The organism is Amycolatopsis sp. NPDC003676 (assembly GCF_053587275.1).
Map to the genome: position 1 here is coordinate 108,812 of NZ_JBSFNS010000017.1, position 15,362 is coordinate 124,173.

Here is a 15,362-nt window from a genome sequence, read left to right on the forward strand (position 1 = left end):
CACCATCAGATCGGGACTGATGGTGCGGGGGCCGGACTCGTCTGTTCAGGGGCTGAATTCACGAAAGAGCGGTTTCTGCGGGCTGCCGCTGACGGTAAGTTGACCTGTCTGGCTGGGGGAGAGCCTGGGAGGTGCGCGCGAGCATGGCCGATGCCGGCGCGCGGGTCGAACTGCTCGGCCCGGTGCGGCTGCTCGACGGCAGCCGTGCGGTTCCCGTCGGCGGGCCCGGGGTGCGGGGGCTGCTGGCGCTGCTCGCGCTGCGCGTGGGCAAGGTGGTGCCGCTCGAGGAGATCATCGACGCGCTGTGGGGTCACGATCCGCCCGCCACCGCCCGCACCATCGTGCACGGCAACGTGTCGCAGCTGCGCCGCCTGCTGCGGGAGATGTCCGAACCGGTCGCGGTGATCAACACCCGCCCGCCCGGCTACCAGCTTTCCCTCGCCCCGGAGCGGATCGACGCGCACCGCGCGCGGGCGCTGCTCGACCAGGCCGCGCTGGAACCGCCGGAGAGCGCCTCGAAGCTGCTCGCCGAAGCGCTCTCGCTGTGGCAGGGCCCGACGCTGTCCGGCGTGCCCGATTCGGTACGGGCGCCCGAATTGGACGAGCTGCGGCGCGCGATCCGCTACGCCCGGGTCAACGCCGATCTCGACCTCGGCCGCTACGACGAGCTGATCGTGGAGCTGAGCCCGCTCGTCCGCGCCGACCCGCTCGCCGAACGCATCGCCGGGCAGCTGATGCGCGCGCTCTACCACGCCGGGCGGCGCGGGGAAGCGCTCGAGCTGTACCGCACCGTCTCGCGGGCCACGCTCGGCTCGCTCGGTGTCGAACCCGGAGCCGATCTGCGTTCGCTGCACGAGCGGGTGCTCAACGACGATCTCGCCGCGCACGAGAGCGCGGTGCCGGAGCAGGCCGTCGCGCCGTCTCAGCTGCCGCCTGCGCTGCCGACGCTGGCCGGGCGCGCGGCGGAGGTGGAGTGGCTCGACGGGCTCGCTGAACGCGGCGACAGCACCGTGATCGTGTCCGGCACCGCCGGGGTCGGCAAGAGCGCGCTGGTCATCTGGTGGGCGCATCGCGCGGCCCGGCTGTTCCCGGACGGCGTGCTGTACGCGGCGCTGCAAGGGTTTGACCCGCATCAGCCGCCGTTGGAACCGGGCGATGTGCTGTCGCAGTTCCTGCTCGGCCTCGGCGTGCCCGCCGACGAGGTGCCGGAGCGCATGCACGAACGCGTCGCGCTGTACCGCTCGCTGATCGCCGGACGGCGGATGCTCGTGCTGCTCGACGACGCGCGTTCGGCCGAACAGGTGCGTCCGCTGCTGCCGCCGGGCGCGCGGTCGATGACGGTGGTGACCAGCCGGTCGCGGCTGGAGGCGCTGGCGGTGTCGCACGCGGCGAAGCTGCGCGTGCTCGGCACGCTCGCGCCGGAAGCCGCGGTGAGCGTGATCGAGGAACTGGCCGGGCCCGCGGACTTCGACCTCAACCACGCGCTGGCCCGGCTGTGCGGCTACCTGCCGCTCGCGCTGCGGATCGCCGGGGCCCGGCTCGCCGCCAGTCCACAGTGGACACTCAAGGACCTCGTCGGCGAACTGGGGAACGAACGCACCCGGCTGGCCGGCCTGGACGTGACCGGAGCCGACGACGGCGTGCGGGCCGCGTTCGACGTCTCGTTCCGCGGCCTGCCCGACAGCCTCGCCCGGACCCTGCTGCGGCTCGGCGCGGTGCCCGCCCGGCACGCCGGACCGCACCTGACGGCGGCCATCGCCGAGATCCCGGTGGCGCAGGCCCGCCGCGAACTTCGCACGCTCGCCGCGCACAACCTGATCGCCGAGACCTCGCGCGACGCCTTCGCCCCGCACGACCTGGTCCGGCTCTACCTGCGCGAGCTGGCGGAAACCGAACTGGACCCGGCGGAGCGCGCGGCGGTGCTCGACCGGGCGATCCGCTACCACCAGGCCGCCTCGGACACCGCGCGCCGGAAGATGCTGCGCATCGTCGACCCGCTGGACCTGACCGGCCTCGTGCCGCCGGACGCGCTGCCACCGCTGGAAACCTTCGCCCAGGCCCAGGACTGGTTCGCCGCGGAATGGCCGAACCTGCTGGCCGTACTGGACGCCGCCCACGCCGACGGCCGCTACGCCGACGTCTGGCGGCTCGCCCGCGTCGCGCACACCTACCGGGTCGTCTGCCCGCTGTACGAGGAATGGATCCGGCTGGTCGACCTCGGCCTCGCCGCCGCGGAGGTCGCCGACGAGCCGCTCGGCCAATGCTGGATGTTGATCTCCCGCTGCGCGATCGCGCTCACCTTCGAGCTGTCGCAGGGCAGCATCGCCGACGCCGAACGCGCGGTTGGTCTGGCCACCCGGCTCGACGGACGTTCGCTCATCGTCGCCAAGATCCACCTCGGCAGCGTGCTGACCCTGCTCGGCCGCTACGAGGAGGCCATCGAACGGCTGCTGGAGGCCGTCGCGGAGACTGAACGCACTGGTGATCTCGAATTGCGCGGCCAGGCGCTCAACAACTGCGCCGAGACGGAAAAGCGCGCTGGTCGGCCCACTGAGGCGATCACTCACCAATTGGCGTCGTTGAAGATCGACCGCGAACTCGGCGATGACAGCTACGCCGTGGTGTCGCTGAACAACCTCGCTGAGCTGCACCTGGACATCGGCGATCTGGACGCGGCCGAAGGCTACGCGCGGGAGGCCGTGTCGCTGGCGGTCGCGCGGCAGTTCGAACTGCAGGAGGGCATCCTGCGGGTGACGTTGGCCCGGATCCTGCGCGCCCAGAAGCGGCTGGAGCCGGCGAAGGAGCAGTACTGGCGGGCTGTCGCGCTTTATGAGCGGATGAACCCTCGGCAGGTCGAGGACTTGCGGAAGGAAGCTGCCGACCTGGGGTGAGCGGAGCGCTTGCCCAGAACTCAGGCGGGCGCGGTGCCGCGTCCCCAGGTCCGTGAGGGGAACCCTGACGGAATCAGATTCCCTCAGGGTTCCCCTCACGGACCAGCTCGGGAGCGCGCAGGGAGTGAGCGGGCAGTCGGCGCGCTGCGCTCTTGTACAACGTTCAGCTGTGTTTTCGCAGGTCTGCGTGGTAATAATCGCGCCCGCTTAGCGGATTCTTAGCCATCGGGCGGTCAGCGCGCGTAGGGTCGGCCGCGACGCTGGCGGAGCCCTAGGGGAGGGGCAGGCTGTGAAGCCGGCGACGCGGGACCGCGGCAAGCACCGCGCGGACCTGGAAGAGCCGCCAGGAGCGGCTCGGTGGCGGTTGGCCGGCCGAGATGGGGGTAGGCCGGCCGGCCGCCAGGCTCTATTCGACGTTCGACGTGCAGAGCGCGATCGAACTGCCGCTGCTCTCGGCGACCTTTTTCCCGTCGACGAGGATCTGGCAGCTGATCTGGTTGGTCACGCCCGCGTTCGCGGTGTCCGCGGTCAGCGAAAGGATCGGCGCGCCGCCGCTGTAGGAGGCGTGGCCGTGCCAGTCGTCGGTGCTCGGCGGGGTGGACGCGGTGCGCTGGTCGTTCAGCGTGCCGTAGCGAACCGTCGCGCCGCCCGCCGAGGTCACCACGAAGTCGACCGAATGCTTCTCGCCCGGCTGCGGCGGGATGTGCAGGTCGCCCGCCCGCGCGGTGCCGAACATCGAGGGGTACAGCGCCATCGCACCGCACAACAGGACAGCGAGTGCGGAAAGCGTGGTTCCGGTGAGGGCGACACCCAATCCGCGCATTGTGCCCTTGGAGGAAAGTACGATTCCCGCAATTCCGCCGACGAGTCCGACGCCGGCGAGCGGCCAGGCGAGGAAACCCCAATCCGGCAGGAACGCGACACCGGCCGCGGCGAGGCCGAGCGTGACTCCGAGTCCGCCGGGCCAGTTCGCCTTCCTCCGGGCCGGGGCCTGCTGGGGCGGCCGCGGCGGCGCTTGCGGGGACGGACGGTGCGGACCAGGGCGAGTAGTGGTCCGGCTGTGTCGTGCGGGTGCGGCCGGATACGGCTGCTCGGTCGTCATGCGTGCCTCTTCCGCTGTGTTGGCGAAGACGCTAACGCAGATGCCCGCGTAGTTGGAATAATCGTTATCGAGAGATAATGTCATTCATTTACCGCGTCCGGTCAATCGGGGTCATTTCCCGCCGGATTGCGCGAAGCGGCGCCATTTGCTGGCCGAAAAGGACTCGCCGATGATTCCGAAGAGCGACCGCGCGCTTACCCGACGGCCCTGACCTGGCAACGCGGTCGCCCCCGCGCGCCATTCACTGATCGAAAAGGCTGACTTCCGGAGTGATCTCGAGAAGTTCGTGCACCGGCCTGCCGCGCCGCCCGTCGATGGTCGTCGTGCGCACCACACGCAACCGCGCGGTCACCGGGCGATCGAGATTTTCCTTGATCTGGTCGAGCAGATCCGGGGCGACCGCGCCCTGAATGGTTCCGCCGGATTCGCGCTCCAGATAGAAAATCCGCCGCCGGGTGCGCACGCCGTCGAGGCGTCCGGTCACCGTCTCGTAGCCGACCGCCTCGCGCGATTCGCGCAGGCTGCCCTGCAGCACCCGGGCCTGTTCGGTGGTCATGCTCCGGGTCACCTGCTCGCCCGCGGTTGGCGTGAGCGCCATCCCGATGCCCGCGTGCTTGCTGACCGCGTTGACGACGTCGCTGACCGCGTTGCGCACCGTGTCGCGCTGCAGCAGCACCGCGTCGAGCGCGCCGTCGTCGGAACCGTTGGCGGGCAGGAAATCGCAGAGTTCCTTCACCGCGCGCTCGGACAGCGTTTCGATGCCGTCGTGGATCAGCGCGTCGTCGACCGCCGGTTCCGGGAAACCGAAGAAGATCGCGTTGCCCGCCTGTCCTTTTTGGATCAACGGGGCCTTGTCGCGGTCCGCCTGCTGAACGAAGGTGACCTCATTCGACGGATTGCGGATGATGTGCCCGATCTTCGCCGTCGCGTCCTGCAGCGCGCGGCTGATGTCGGAAAAGGTGTACGCGTCGATGTGCGTTTCGCCGATCACCGACACGTGCAGCAGCGGCGCGCGGCAGGTGCGCTCGAACTTCGCGTTCGCCGCCATCGCCGAGGCGCGCGCGAGGTCGTCGAGCCACGTGCCGCCGGGAATCTCGTCGGCGATCCGCCGGAACTCGTTCCTCACCACACCATCTCCGGGATGCCTCTGCCGCCGTCGGCCCACACCGATTCCCACACGTCCTCGTCGCCGGGACGGCACAGGAAGCCGTCGAGCATGCCGCCGACCGGCTGGATCTGGTCGAGGTACATCGCGGGCTGGCCGACGATGATGCCGCGCAGGGTCAGCAGGCCGTACAGCGCGGTGCGGCCGCTGTCGTCGAGCCGCTTCAGCGCGCCCCATTCGTCCGGCAGCAGCACCACGTCGAGCCCGCGCGGCGGATGCGCCGTGCGGGTGACGAACGCGCCGCCGAGCCAGGCGCGCCCGGACGTGATCACCCGCTGGGCGACCCCGAGGTAGCTGTTGAGCGCGCTGAAGAGGATTTCGCGCTCGTTCTGGTGCGGCGCGTCGTAGACCAGCCGCTCGTAGACGTCGGCGAGGTCGGCGTGATGACGGCCGGGCGGCAGCAGGTTCTGTGGCGTCCAGTGCGGAAGCGCCATCGGACCTCCTGACGTCGTCCGGGGCCCTCGGCGCCCGCTTACCGTGCGTAGCCGAATCTACCAGGTGGGTGTCAGCCACTGCGTCCAGGTCGGCGGGGCGCGGGTTCGTCGTGCGGCCAGTGCGGACTCCGGTGGTCGTCCTCGGGCCAGCTCAGTTCGCCCGACAGTCGCGGCTCGGGGTCGGGCAGCGGATGCCCGGACGCGTCGTGCGTCGCGTGCTGCCCGTTGTACGGCTCGTCCGGATCGACGTCCGGATAGTCGTTGTAGACGCGCTCAGGCTGGTCCTCGTAGTGCGGGTACGCCGGTTCCTCGTAGTCCTCGTACGGGTTCGCCGGCGGGATGTGCCGGGTCTCCTCGGCCGGCTCCTCCGCCGGCGCGACGGCGGGCCGGTACGGCGCTGCCTCAGCGTCGGCCTTCGGCCGGGACGCGCGCGTGAACAGCCACATGACCGCCGCCCCGAGCAGGAACGAGACGAGCAGCCACAGCCAGATCTGCCCGAAGAGCCAGAGCATCCGCCATCACCTCTGTTCCACTGTGATCTCGACCCGCCGGTCGCTGTCGTTCCCGCTGTCCGAGCTGTTCGAGCCGCTAGTGCCCGCGCTGCTCACCGCGAGCAATCGGTCGGGCGGCACGTCCTCGCGGATCAGCAGCCGGATCACGGCCAGCGCCCGGTTGCGGGAAAGCTTCAGCGCGGCGCTGCGCCCGCCCGGACCGTCGGCGACCCGGCCGACGAGGCGGTAGCGGAAGTTGTCCGGTGCGTCGCGCAGCAACGGCGCGAGGTCGCGCGCGGCCTGCTCGCCTTGGTCGGTGAGCTGCGCGGTGTCCGGATCGAAGGTGATCGGCGCGGCAGCGAGTTTGCGGTCCAGTTCGGCCTGGATTCCGTCGCGGTCGGTCGGCGGCGCGGACGGCGGGGCGGACGAACTCGGCGGCGGGCTGGCGGGCGGCGTCGTCGACGGTTCGGGTGAGGGCGACGGCGCGGGTTGCACCGGTCCGGCGCCGCCGGAGGCCTGCGCCGACTCGACCCCGTCGACGCCCTGGACGATGCCCAGCGCGCGGCCGGCGTCTTCGGCCGGGAACCCTTCGAGGGTCGCCTGCCGTCCGGAGAACTTCACGTCGCCGCCGCGGAGACCGGCCGCGTCGAGCGCGGAGCGTGATCGCGCGGCGAGGTCGTCCTGGATTCCGCTGCCCTGCAGCCAAGTGACGATGCCCGCGAGCAGCGCCGTCACCACCACTGCCACGGGGATCAAGCGAAGCCACCCTCGTGCACCGGACATAAAGGGACCCTATGCCGGGCCGCTCCGCTTGGCGACCTGGTAAAGGCCGCCGTTCGGGTGGCTCTGGGAGGCGTGCCGGTACCGGTGGTTACCGGTACCGGCACGGTCGAGGGAACGGCGGTCAGGAGGCGGTCGCGTTGCCCCGCACGTCGCCCCGCATGTCGAGGTCGATGCTCGCCGGGTTGTCCGGCACGAGCGGGACGAGCGGAGCCAGCTCCGGCCGCTTCGGCGACAGGCCGTCGCCCATGGACTCGCCGCGCAGCTGGCGGCGGATCCACGGCAGCAGGTGCATCTTGGTCCACGCGAGGTCGGACCGCCGCGACGTCATCCAGGTGGCCGGCTCGCTGCTCGGCGGGTACGGCTCCCGCCAGTCCTCGTCGACCGGGACGCCGAGCACCTCGGCGGTCAGCAGGGCGATCCGGCGGTGCGCGTCCGGCGTGAAGTGCAGCCGGTCGTCGCTCCAGGCGCGCCGGTCGTGCAGCGGCTCCATGTGCCACATGTCGACCATTTTCGCGTCGTGCCGGGCCGCGATCGCCCACAGATGCGTGTTGTAGATCGCGACCTTGCCGCGCAGCACGCTCATCACCGACAGCTGCTTGGTGTCCGGCCCGTTGAAGATCACCACCGGGATCCCGGCCGCGCGCAGCTTCGCCACCCCCGCCTCGAAGCGCGCCGCGATGGCGTCGACGTCCGCGCCCGGCACGATCACGTCGTTGCCGCCCGCGCACAGCGTGACCAGGTCGGGTTTCAGCTCGAGGGCGATCGGGAGCTGCTCGTCCATGATCTCGTCGAGCATCTTGCCGCGCAGCGACAGGTTCGCGTACTGGAAGCCGGGCTCGTCGCCCGCCAGCATCTCGGCGAGCCGGTCGGCCCAGCCCCGGAACGTCCCGTCGCCCCGATGGTCGTTGAGGCCCTCGGTGAAGCTGTCCCCGATGGCTACGTAGCTGTTGATCCCGTACACGCTGGGTTCCCCTTTCCCGCTGGTGCGCGCCTGTTCCCCGTGAAGTCCCGGATGTAGTTGTACACCCCAACTAACAGTCGGATATCCCCATATCCTTCCCGCCGGACACGACCGGTTCCCGCCGATGTCACAGTCTCTTACCTTGTCGGGGGTTGCCGCCTCCCTATTACGGCATTTTCACCGGGATGAAGCTCACGATCCGGCAGGTACCGGGCGCCGTGTGGGGTAGGTCTCCCGACCTGGGGGTCCGCGGCGAGTTGCGGCAGTCTGGAAGGTGTGACAGACGAGACTGCGAAGGGGCCGGCGCGGGAGTCGCTCACGCAGATCCTCGGCGGGCGGCGCGGCGCGATCGACGCCAGCATCCCGCCCGCCGCGTTCGTCGTCGGCTGGCTCTGCTCCGGCCAGTCGATCGCCTGGGGAGCCGGGGTCGCGATCGGCGTCGCCGTGCTGCTGGGCGCGTACCGGCTGATCCGCGGCGACAAGGCGCGCGCGGTGGTGGTGAGCCTCGCCGCGGTGGTGATCGCCGCGCTGATCGCGATGCACACCGGCCGGGCCGAGGACTTCTTCCTGCTGCAGCTGTTCTCGAACGCGGCGAGCGCGCTGCTGTTCGCGGCGAGCATCGCGGTGCGCTGGCCGTTGCTCGGCGTGATCGTGGGATTGCTCCTCGGGCAGAAGACCCGCTGGCGGCGCGATCCGGCCCTGCTGCGCGCGTACTCGTGGGCGAGCAGTGTGTGGGTGCTGCAGTACTTGCTGCGCGTGGTCGTTTACGGCCTGTTGTGGTGGACCGGGCAGGTGGTGGCGCTCGGAGTGGCGCGCACGGTGCTCTCCTGGCCGCTGGTGGCCGCGACGGTGGCGGTGAGCGGCTGGGTCCTCTACTGGAGCCTTCCAGCAGAACACCCGGGCCTTCGCCTGGCGAAAGACCCGGGTGCGGGCGAGTCCGAAAACGGACCCGGAAGTTAAGGCGGCCCCCGGCGAGGGGGGAGGGTCCGGGGGCCGGTTCCTACGGTACCCGGACCGGAGGGGTTGAGTCGACGGTTTCGACTCTTCCGCTCAAGTTTTGGTGGCATTCACCCGTCGGGATGGTCGCGGGGTGTCCTCGCCCCACGCCTCCACCGCCGCGAGCCACGCCGCGCCGAGCACGCCATCGGAGCTGGTCAGAACGGTGAGCCCGGCGAATTCGGCCCGCACGCGAGCCCCGGCCGGGCTGTTTTCGGCCAGCACGCTGCCCACGAGCACGATCGGAGTTTTTTCTCCCGGCTCGCGCGTGGCGCGAGCCACGCGCACGAGATGCCCGGCTCCGCGCGCCACGATTTCCTCCGCGACGGGCTCGCCGGCGGCGGCCGCGGCACTCACCAGCGGCGCGTACCGGGCGAGCCGGACCGGGGGTTCCGCATTGGCATGGGTCACCAGCGCCCACATGACGGCGAAGCGGTCCGACAAGTCCACTGCGGACGGTCCGAACGCTTCGGCGAGGACCGCCTCGGCCAATCCGCCGAGCGGGCCGTCGCCTTCGAGCGCGGCGAGCGTGGCGCGCACGGCTTCGCGGCCGAGCCAGAACCCGGAGCCTTCGTCGCCGAGCAGCCAGCCGTGGCCGCCCGCGGTGCGCACCATCCGCCTGCCGCGGATCCGGCCGGCGATCGAGCCGGTGCCCGCGACGAGCACGGTCCCGTCCGGTTCGGCGGTCGCGGAGGCGTAAGCCACCTCGGCGTCGCCGGTGACCCGGACCAGGCCGGCGAGACCGATCCGCTCCCACGCCGCGGTGAATTCCGCGGCGACCGCCGGGTCGGACAGCTTGCTCTCGCCTGCCATGCCGACCACGACGCCGAGCACGTCGGTCCGTCCGTCCACAGCGGATTCGATGGCGCCGGCGATCCGGGCCGCCGCCTCCGCGGGCGGATGCGAGTTGGGGTTCGCGCCGCCCGCGGCTCCGGTGCCGTGCACGACGCCGGCGGCGTCGATCGCGATCGCTCGCGTCGAGGTGCCGCCGGCGTCCACGCCTACTACGAGACTCACCGGGTCTTGGTCACCTTCAGCAGACCGCGCGGGTTGTCCGGGTTGCCGCCGCGAGCGAGCGACAGCCCGAGCGCGATCCGCTGGATCGGCAGGATTTCCAGTACTGGAGCCAATTCCTCGACGGTCGGGGCGACCGGGATGCGCAGCGCGGCGGGCACGTCCTGTGCCGCAGAGCCGACCGCGAGCACGTCCGCGCCGCGCTCGCCGACCGCTTCGAGAACCTCGCGCATGGCTTCGCCGCCGCGGCCGAGGCTGGTGGCGGCGAGCACGGCGGTCTCGCCGTCGACCGCCGCGACCGGGCCGTGCAGCAGGTCCGCGCCGCTGTACGCGCGGGCCGCGAGGTAGCTCGTCTCGGCGAGCTTCAGCGAAGCTTCGAGCGCGCTGGCGTAGGAATAGCCGCGCCCGGTGGTGAGAACGCGGTCGACAAAGCGATACCGGTCCACCGCGCGCTGCACGCCTTCGGCCGCACCGTCGAGCGTCTGCTGGGCCAGTTCGCCGATCTTCTCGGCATCCTCTCCCTTGCCGCCGCGGATCGCGTCGATGAAGAGGTACAGCGCCATGAGCGTCGCGGAGTACGTCTTGGTCGCCGCCACTGCCTTTTCGACGCCGGCGCCGATGTCGACACCCAGTTCCGAAGCCGCGCGCAGCGGCGAATCCGGGGTGTTGGTGACGGACACGGTCAGCGCGCCCTGACGGCGGGCGGCCTCGGTGACCTCGATCAAGTCGGGCGAACCGCCGCTCTGGCTGACCGTGATGAAGAGCACGTCGCGCAGGTCCGGGCGAGCGCCGTAGAGCGTCGCGGTGGAGGGCGACACGAGCCCGGCCGGCAGGCCCAGGAGTACCTCGATCAGGTATTTCGCGTACAGCGCGCCGTGGTCGCTCGAACCGCGAGCGGCGAGCAGGGCGAACCTCGGCGGGTTCTGTGAAATCTTTTCCGCAACTTCCGCGATGCCGGACCGCCGCTCGACCAGCCCGGCGAGAACGCTGGGCTGCTCCGAGATTTCCGCGGCCATGTGCTCGCCGGGACGTAGTTGGGTCATCACTTTCCTCTCCGCCGGGACGGGGGTCCCGGTGTGCTGAGCGGCGTCCGGTCAGGTCTAGACCAATGCTAGCCGGGCGGAGCGGGTCGGGAGAAGGGTACGTTTCCTCACGGGGCAGTGGCGCGTTTAATGTGGGAAGACTGAGGGAGCCGGGCATGCTGGAGACACCCCCCGCGAGCGAGGCGGGGACTGCTGCGCGAGGGCAGCGCGAACCCAAGTACTGGGCGCTGAAGCAGCATCTGCTGGACCTGCTCGACGCACTGCCGCCGGGATCGCCGATCCCGACCGAGCGGGCGCTGGCGGGAGAATTCACCGTTTCGCGCACCACCGTGCGCCAGGCGCTGGCGGATCTCACCGCCGAGGGCAGACTGCACCGCGTCCAGGGCAAGGGCACGTTCGCCGCCGAGCCGAAGCTCGCGCAGCGGCTGCAGCTGTCCTCTTATACCGAGGACATGCGCAAGCAGGGCCTGAAGCCGTCGTCCCAGCTGCTGGAGCTCGAAGAGCTGCCAGTCGAGGGCGAGATGACGAAGCTCCTGCAGCTGCGCAACGGCGCGAAGATCCTCCGGCTGCGCCGGCTCCGGCTCGCCGACGGCCAGCCGATGGCGCTCGAGACCACGCATCTGCCGCTCGGCCGGTTCCGCGGGCTGCGCAAGCACATCACCGCGGGCGGTTCGCTGTACGCGGTGCTGCGCGAGCATTACGGCGTCGAGCTGGAGCGTGCGGAGGAGACGATCGAGACGTCGCTGGCCGGTCCGCAGGAGGCGGAGATCCTCGGCGCGGACGTCGGCATGCCGGTGATGATGCTGACCCGGCATTCGTTCGCCACCGACGGCAAGCCGGTCGAGTTCGCCCGCGCGGTTTATCGCGGCGACCGGTACAAGTTCGTCACCACGCTGCTGCCCTGACCGGGTGACCACCACGGGGGACACCGGCATCCGCTGGGGCACGCCCGCGGCTCGCGGCGTGCTCTGGACGACCATCCTCGGTTCGGGGATGGCGATGCTCGACGGCACGATCGTGAACGTCGCGCTGCCCCGGATCGGCGAGGAGCTGGGCGCGTCGGTGGCCGGTCTGCAGTGGATTCTCGACGGCTACCTGCTCGCGCTCGCCGCGCTGATCCTGGTCGCCGGGTCGCTCGGCGACCGTTACGGCAGGCGGCGGGTGTACCTGGTCGGCGTGGTGTGGTTCGGCCTCGCGTCCGGGCTGTGCGCGGCGGCGACGTCGACCGAGCTGCTCGTGCTGTTCCGCGTGCTGCAAGGAATCGGCGGAGCGTTGCTGACGCCGGGTTCGCTCGCGATCCTGCAGTCGTCGTTCTCGCACGACGACCGGGCCCGCGCGATCGGTTCGTGGTCCGGGCTCGGCGGGATCGCGGCGGCGGTCGGGCCGTTGCTCGGCGGACTGCTGGTGCAGGCGTGGTCGTGGCGGCTGGCGTTCCTGATCAACCTGCCGCTCGCGGTGGTCGTCGTGCTGATGGCGCGGCGGTTCGTCCCGGAGTCGCGCGATACCGCGGCGACCGGGCATCCGGACTACGTCGCCGCGGCGGTCGGCGCGCTCGGGCTGGCCGGGGTCACCGGGGCGCTGGTCGAAGCACCGGTGCGCGGGATCGGCGATCCGGTCGTGCTGGTCGCGCTGGTGGTCGGCGTCGCCGGGCTGGGGTTGTTTCTTTGGCTCCAGCATCGGGCCGCCGAACCGCTGGTGCCGCCTTCGCTGTTCCGCGACCGGACGTTCACGCTGTCGAACGCGCTGACGTTCGTGGTCTACGCGGCGCTCGGCGGCGTGATGATGCTGCTGGTTCTGCAGCTTCAGGTGTCGCTGGGCTATTCGCCGACGCTCGCCGGGCTGGCCGGATTGCCGATCACGGTGATCATGCTGCTGCTGTCCGGCCGGTCGGGGGCGCTCGCGCAGCGGATCGGGCCGCGGCTGCAGCTGGTGGTCGGGCCGATCGTGGTCGGCGTGGGGATGTTGCTGCTGACGCGGGTCGGGCCGGGGTCGTCGTACCTCGGATCGGTGCTGCCCGCGGTGGTCGTGTTCGGGCTGGGGCTGGCCACTGTGGTCGCTCCGGTGACCGCGACCGTGCTGGCCGCCGCGCCGGATCGGTACGCCGGGGTCGCCTCTGGGGTCAACAATGCGATCGCCCGATCGGGTGGACTTCTGGCGGTGGCGGTATTGCCCGCCGCGGCTGGTTTGACGGGTTCTGCTTACCGGGATCCGACCACGCTGACTGCTGGCTGGCAGACCGCGCTGGTCATTTGCGCGGTGCTCGCGATCGTCGGCGGGCTTATCGCGTTAGGAATTCACAACGGGGTGCTCGGCGCCGCTGAGCCGGACGACTCGCCGCATCCCGGGGATTGTCTGCATTGCGGGGTGGAAGGGCCGCCCACGCACGTCCATCCAGGCGGGCGTCGCTGATCTTTCGGTGGGGGAATTGTGCTGGGGTTTGTCGGTGCCGGGGAGCTGACCGCTGCCGTCGTGACCGGGCTCGACGGGAGCCTGCCGGTCGTGCTGTCGCCGCGCTCGCGAGAGATCAGCGCCGGGCTGGCCGCGCGGTATCCGGACGTGCGGGTGTGCGCGAACAACCAGGAAGTCCTTGATCAGGCGGACACGGTGGTGCTGGCCGTGCGGCCGCCGGTGCTGCGTGAAGTGGTGGCTGAGCTGGCGTTCCGGCCGGAACACGTGGTGATCAGTGCGGTGGCCGGGGTGCGGGTGGAGCAGTTGCGGGAGTTGGTCGCGCCGGCTTCGCGGGTGGTGCGGTCGATTCCGTTGCCGCAGGCGGCACAGCGGCAGAGTCTGACTGCGATGTACCCGGACGACGGCGTCGCGCGGGAGCTGTTCGAGCGCGTCGGCGGCGTCGTGGTGCCTCGCGACGAGCCGGGTTTGGAAGCGTTCAGCGCGGCTACGTCGACGTTCGCCGCGCACCTGGACTATCTGGCGACCATCGCCGGGTGGATGGCCGCGCAGGGCGTCGAGGCGGACGTGGCTTCGGCGTACGTGACGCACATATTCGCGCAGGTCGGGAAGTCACTGGCCGGTGGCGGACCGTTGGAGGAGCTGACTGCCCGGCACATGACTCCGGGCGGGATCAACGAGCAACTGCTGGCTCATCTTCGGGCTGAAGGGATGCCGGAGACGGTGCGGCAGGGGCTGGACGCGGTGCTGGCCCGGATCAGCCGCGGGATTGGGTGACTAGCCGGGTCTCGATGCTCTGCAGCGCCGTGATCAAGGTGCCGACCTCTGCGGTGTCCGTGAACGTCCCGTCGAGCAGCGCGGACCACGTGTCGCGCAGCCGCTGCAGGTTCTCCGCCGCCTTTTCGGTGGGGTAGAGGCGTACCCGGCGGGCGTCGTCGGGGTCGGATTCCCGGCGCAGCAGGCCCTTGGTTTCCAGGCCCCGGACGGCCCGGCTGACGTTGCTGGAGATCATCTGGGTCGCCTCGGCCGCGGCGTTGACGGTGGTTCCCGGGTGCCGGTCGACGAACCGCATCACCGCGCCTTCCAGCGGCGTCCCCGACTCGGCGTTGGCTTCCTTGGCGGCGTTGATGTGCCGGGCCACCGCGAGGATCAGGTCGGCGAGCTCGAAAAGCTGGTCGTCTTTCACCCGGCCAGCATAGCTATCTTTTGACAGGTATCTCCTCGGCGGCGTAGGTTAGCTATCAATTGATAGCTAAGGAGGCGGTCATGACCGAAGGCAAGAGCGCGCTGATCATCGGGGCGTCGCGCGGGCTGGGCTACGCACTGGCCGCCGAATTCCTCGGCCGCGGCTGGCAGGTCACCGCGACCGAGCGGACGCCCTCCGCGCTGCACGAGCTGGCCGAGGGCGGCCTGACGGCGGAGACCGTCGACATCGCGGTGCCCGAACAGGTCGCTGCGCTGCGCGAACGGCTGGCCGGATCGGTGTTCGACCTGCTGTTCGTCAACGCCGGAACCAATTACACGACCGACGCCTCGGCGACGTTCGCCGACGTGTCCACCGAGGACTTCGCCAAGGTGATGGTGACCAACGCGCTGAGTCCGATGCGCGTCGTCGAGGCTCTGCAGGATCTGGTCCCCGCGACCGGAACCATCGGCGTGATGTCGTCGGGCCAGGGCAGCGTCGCCGACAACACGAAGGGCGGCTTCGAGGTCTACCGGGCGAGCAAGTCCGCGCTGAACCAGCTCATGCGCAGCTTCGCCGCCCGGCACGCCGACGACCCGCGCACGCTGCTGCTCATGGCGCCCGGCTGGGTAAAAACGGACCTGGGCGGGCCGGGTGCCCGGCTGACTGTCGAGGAGAGCATTCCCGGCGTCGCCGACACGATCGAAGCTTGGACGGGCAAGGGCGGGCTGCACTATCTGGACCGCCAGGGTCAGACCGTCAACTGGTGACCACGGCGTGAGGCCACCTCAGCGGCGCGCGGGGGTTCTCGCGCCGCGCGGCTGGCCTGGCGCGCGATGCCGAGGTACGTGAGGGGAACCCTGAGGGAATCTGATTCCCTCAGGGTTCCCCTC

General features: G+C 70.7%; 15 protein-coding genes. 6 read left to right on the top strand and 9 right to left on the bottom strand.

The window, feature by feature from the left end; genetic code table 11:
* Positions 1–143: 143 nt before the first annotated feature.
* Positions 144–2,891, top strand: coding sequence for a BTAD domain-containing putative transcriptional regulator (locus ACWDNU_RS14205; protein ID WP_449669103.1), 2,748 nt, complete (start codon positions 144–146; stop codon positions 2,889–2,891).
* A 406-nt stretch (positions 2,892–3,297) separates the two neighbouring features.
* Here the strand turns inward: ACWDNU_RS14205 and ACWDNU_RS14210 are convergent, their stop codons facing one another.
* The 6 genes from ACWDNU_RS14210 to ACWDNU_RS14235 all read right to left on the bottom strand — a co-directional run bounded on the left by ACWDNU_RS14210 (position 3,298) and on the right by ACWDNU_RS14235 (position 7,827).
* On the bottom strand, positions 3,298–3,993 hold the full coding sequence (locus tag ACWDNU_RS14210) for a hypothetical protein (protein WP_449669104.1): 696 nt from the start codon (positions 3,991–3,993) through the stop codon (positions 3,298–3,300).
* Positions 3,994–4,234: 241 nt separating this feature from the next.
* Positions 4,235–5,119 (bottom strand): hypothetical protein, encoded by an 885-nt coding sequence (locus ACWDNU_RS14215; protein ID WP_067580198.1) that lies wholly within the window; start codon positions 5,117–5,119, stop codon positions 4,235–4,237.
* Complete coding sequence (locus ACWDNU_RS14220; protein WP_182896440.1) at positions 5,116–5,592, bottom strand: DUF6932 family protein; 477 nt, start codon at positions 5,590–5,592, stop codon at positions 5,116–5,118. The genes ACWDNU_RS14215 and ACWDNU_RS14220 overlap by 4 nt, the downstream gene beginning before the upstream one ends.
* A 71-nt stretch (positions 5,593–5,663) precedes the next feature.
* On the bottom strand, positions 5,664–6,104 hold the full coding sequence (locus ACWDNU_RS14225; RefSeq protein ID WP_449669105.1) for a LapA family protein: 441 nt from the start codon (positions 6,102–6,104) through the stop codon (positions 5,664–5,666).
* 6 nt (positions 6,105–6,110) lie between these two features.
* Positions 6,111–6,830: an OmpA family protein gene (locus ACWDNU_RS14230; RefSeq protein ID WP_449669115.1), complete on the bottom strand. Its 720-nt coding sequence runs from the start codon at positions 6,828–6,830 to the stop codon at positions 6,111–6,113.
* 157 nt (positions 6,831–6,987) lie between these two features.
* Positions 6,988–7,827: an SGNH/GDSL hydrolase family protein gene (locus tag ACWDNU_RS14235; RefSeq protein WP_370933725.1), complete on the bottom strand. Its 840-nt coding sequence runs from the start codon at positions 7,825–7,827 to the stop codon at positions 6,988–6,990.
* A 276-nt stretch (positions 7,828–8,103) separates the two neighbouring features.
* Here ACWDNU_RS14235 and ACWDNU_RS14240 point away from each other — a divergent pair, with 276 nt between their 5' ends.
* Positions 8,104–8,787, top strand: coding sequence for a DUF3159 domain-containing protein (locus ACWDNU_RS14240; RefSeq protein ID WP_449669106.1), 684 nt, complete (start codon positions 8,104–8,106; stop codon positions 8,785–8,787).
* A 90-nt stretch (positions 8,788–8,877) separates the two neighbouring features.
* Here the strand turns inward: ACWDNU_RS14240 and ACWDNU_RS14245 are convergent, their stop codons facing one another.
* Together ACWDNU_RS14245 and ACWDNU_RS14250 are read right to left on the bottom strand one after the other, a co-directional pair.
* The gene (locus tag ACWDNU_RS14245; RefSeq protein WP_449669107.1) at positions 8,878–9,840 is read right to left on the bottom strand and encodes an N-acetylglucosamine kinase; all 963 of its coding nucleotides are present in this window, start codon (positions 9,838–9,840) and stop codon (positions 8,878–8,880) included.
* Positions 9,837–10,880, bottom strand: a complete 1,044-nt coding sequence (locus tag ACWDNU_RS14250; RefSeq protein WP_449669108.1) for an SIS domain-containing protein — start codon at positions 10,878–10,880, stop codon at positions 9,837–9,839. Before ACWDNU_RS14250 ends, ACWDNU_RS14245 begins: the two co-directional genes overlap by 4 nt.
* A 155-nt stretch (positions 10,881–11,035) precedes the next feature.
* Here ACWDNU_RS14250 and ACWDNU_RS14255 point away from each other — a divergent pair, with 155 nt between their 5' ends.
* Genes ACWDNU_RS14255 through ACWDNU_RS14265 form a run of 3 tightly spaced genes read left to right on the top strand, consistent with a single transcriptional unit; the run spans position 11,036 to position 14,063 of the window.
* Positions 11,036–11,785: a GntR family transcriptional regulator gene (locus tag ACWDNU_RS14255; protein WP_009084055.1), complete on the top strand. Its 750-nt coding sequence runs from the start codon at positions 11,036–11,038 to the stop codon at positions 11,783–11,785.
* Positions 11,786–11,789: 4 nt separating this feature from the next.
* A complete protein-coding gene (locus ACWDNU_RS14260) occupies positions 11,790–13,289 on the top strand; it encodes an MFS transporter (protein WP_449669109.1) in 1,500 nt (499 codons plus the stop codon).
* Between the two features lie 18 nt (positions 13,290–13,307).
* Positions 13,308–14,063: an NAD(P)-binding domain-containing protein gene (locus tag ACWDNU_RS14265; protein WP_449669110.1), complete on the top strand. Its 756-nt coding sequence runs from the start codon at positions 13,308–13,310 to the stop codon at positions 14,061–14,063.
* On the opposite strand, the gene ACWDNU_RS14270 is transcribed toward ACWDNU_RS14265, so the two are convergent.
* Entirely contained in the window at positions 14,044–14,472 is a 429-nt protein-coding gene (locus ACWDNU_RS14270) for a MarR family winged helix-turn-helix transcriptional regulator (RefSeq protein ID WP_449669111.1), read from the bottom strand. The genes ACWDNU_RS14265 and ACWDNU_RS14270 overlap by 20 nt on opposite strands.
* Before the next feature lie 80 nt (positions 14,473–14,552).
* Here ACWDNU_RS14270 and ACWDNU_RS14275 point away from each other — a divergent pair, with 80 nt between their 5' ends.
* Positions 14,553–15,239 carry an SDR family NAD(P)-dependent oxidoreductase gene (locus ACWDNU_RS14275; RefSeq protein WP_449669112.1) on the top strand — a complete coding sequence of 229 codons (687 nt, stop codon included), beginning with the start codon at positions 14,553–14,555 and terminating at the stop codon, positions 15,237–15,239.
* Positions 15,240–15,362 lie beyond the last annotated feature (123 nt).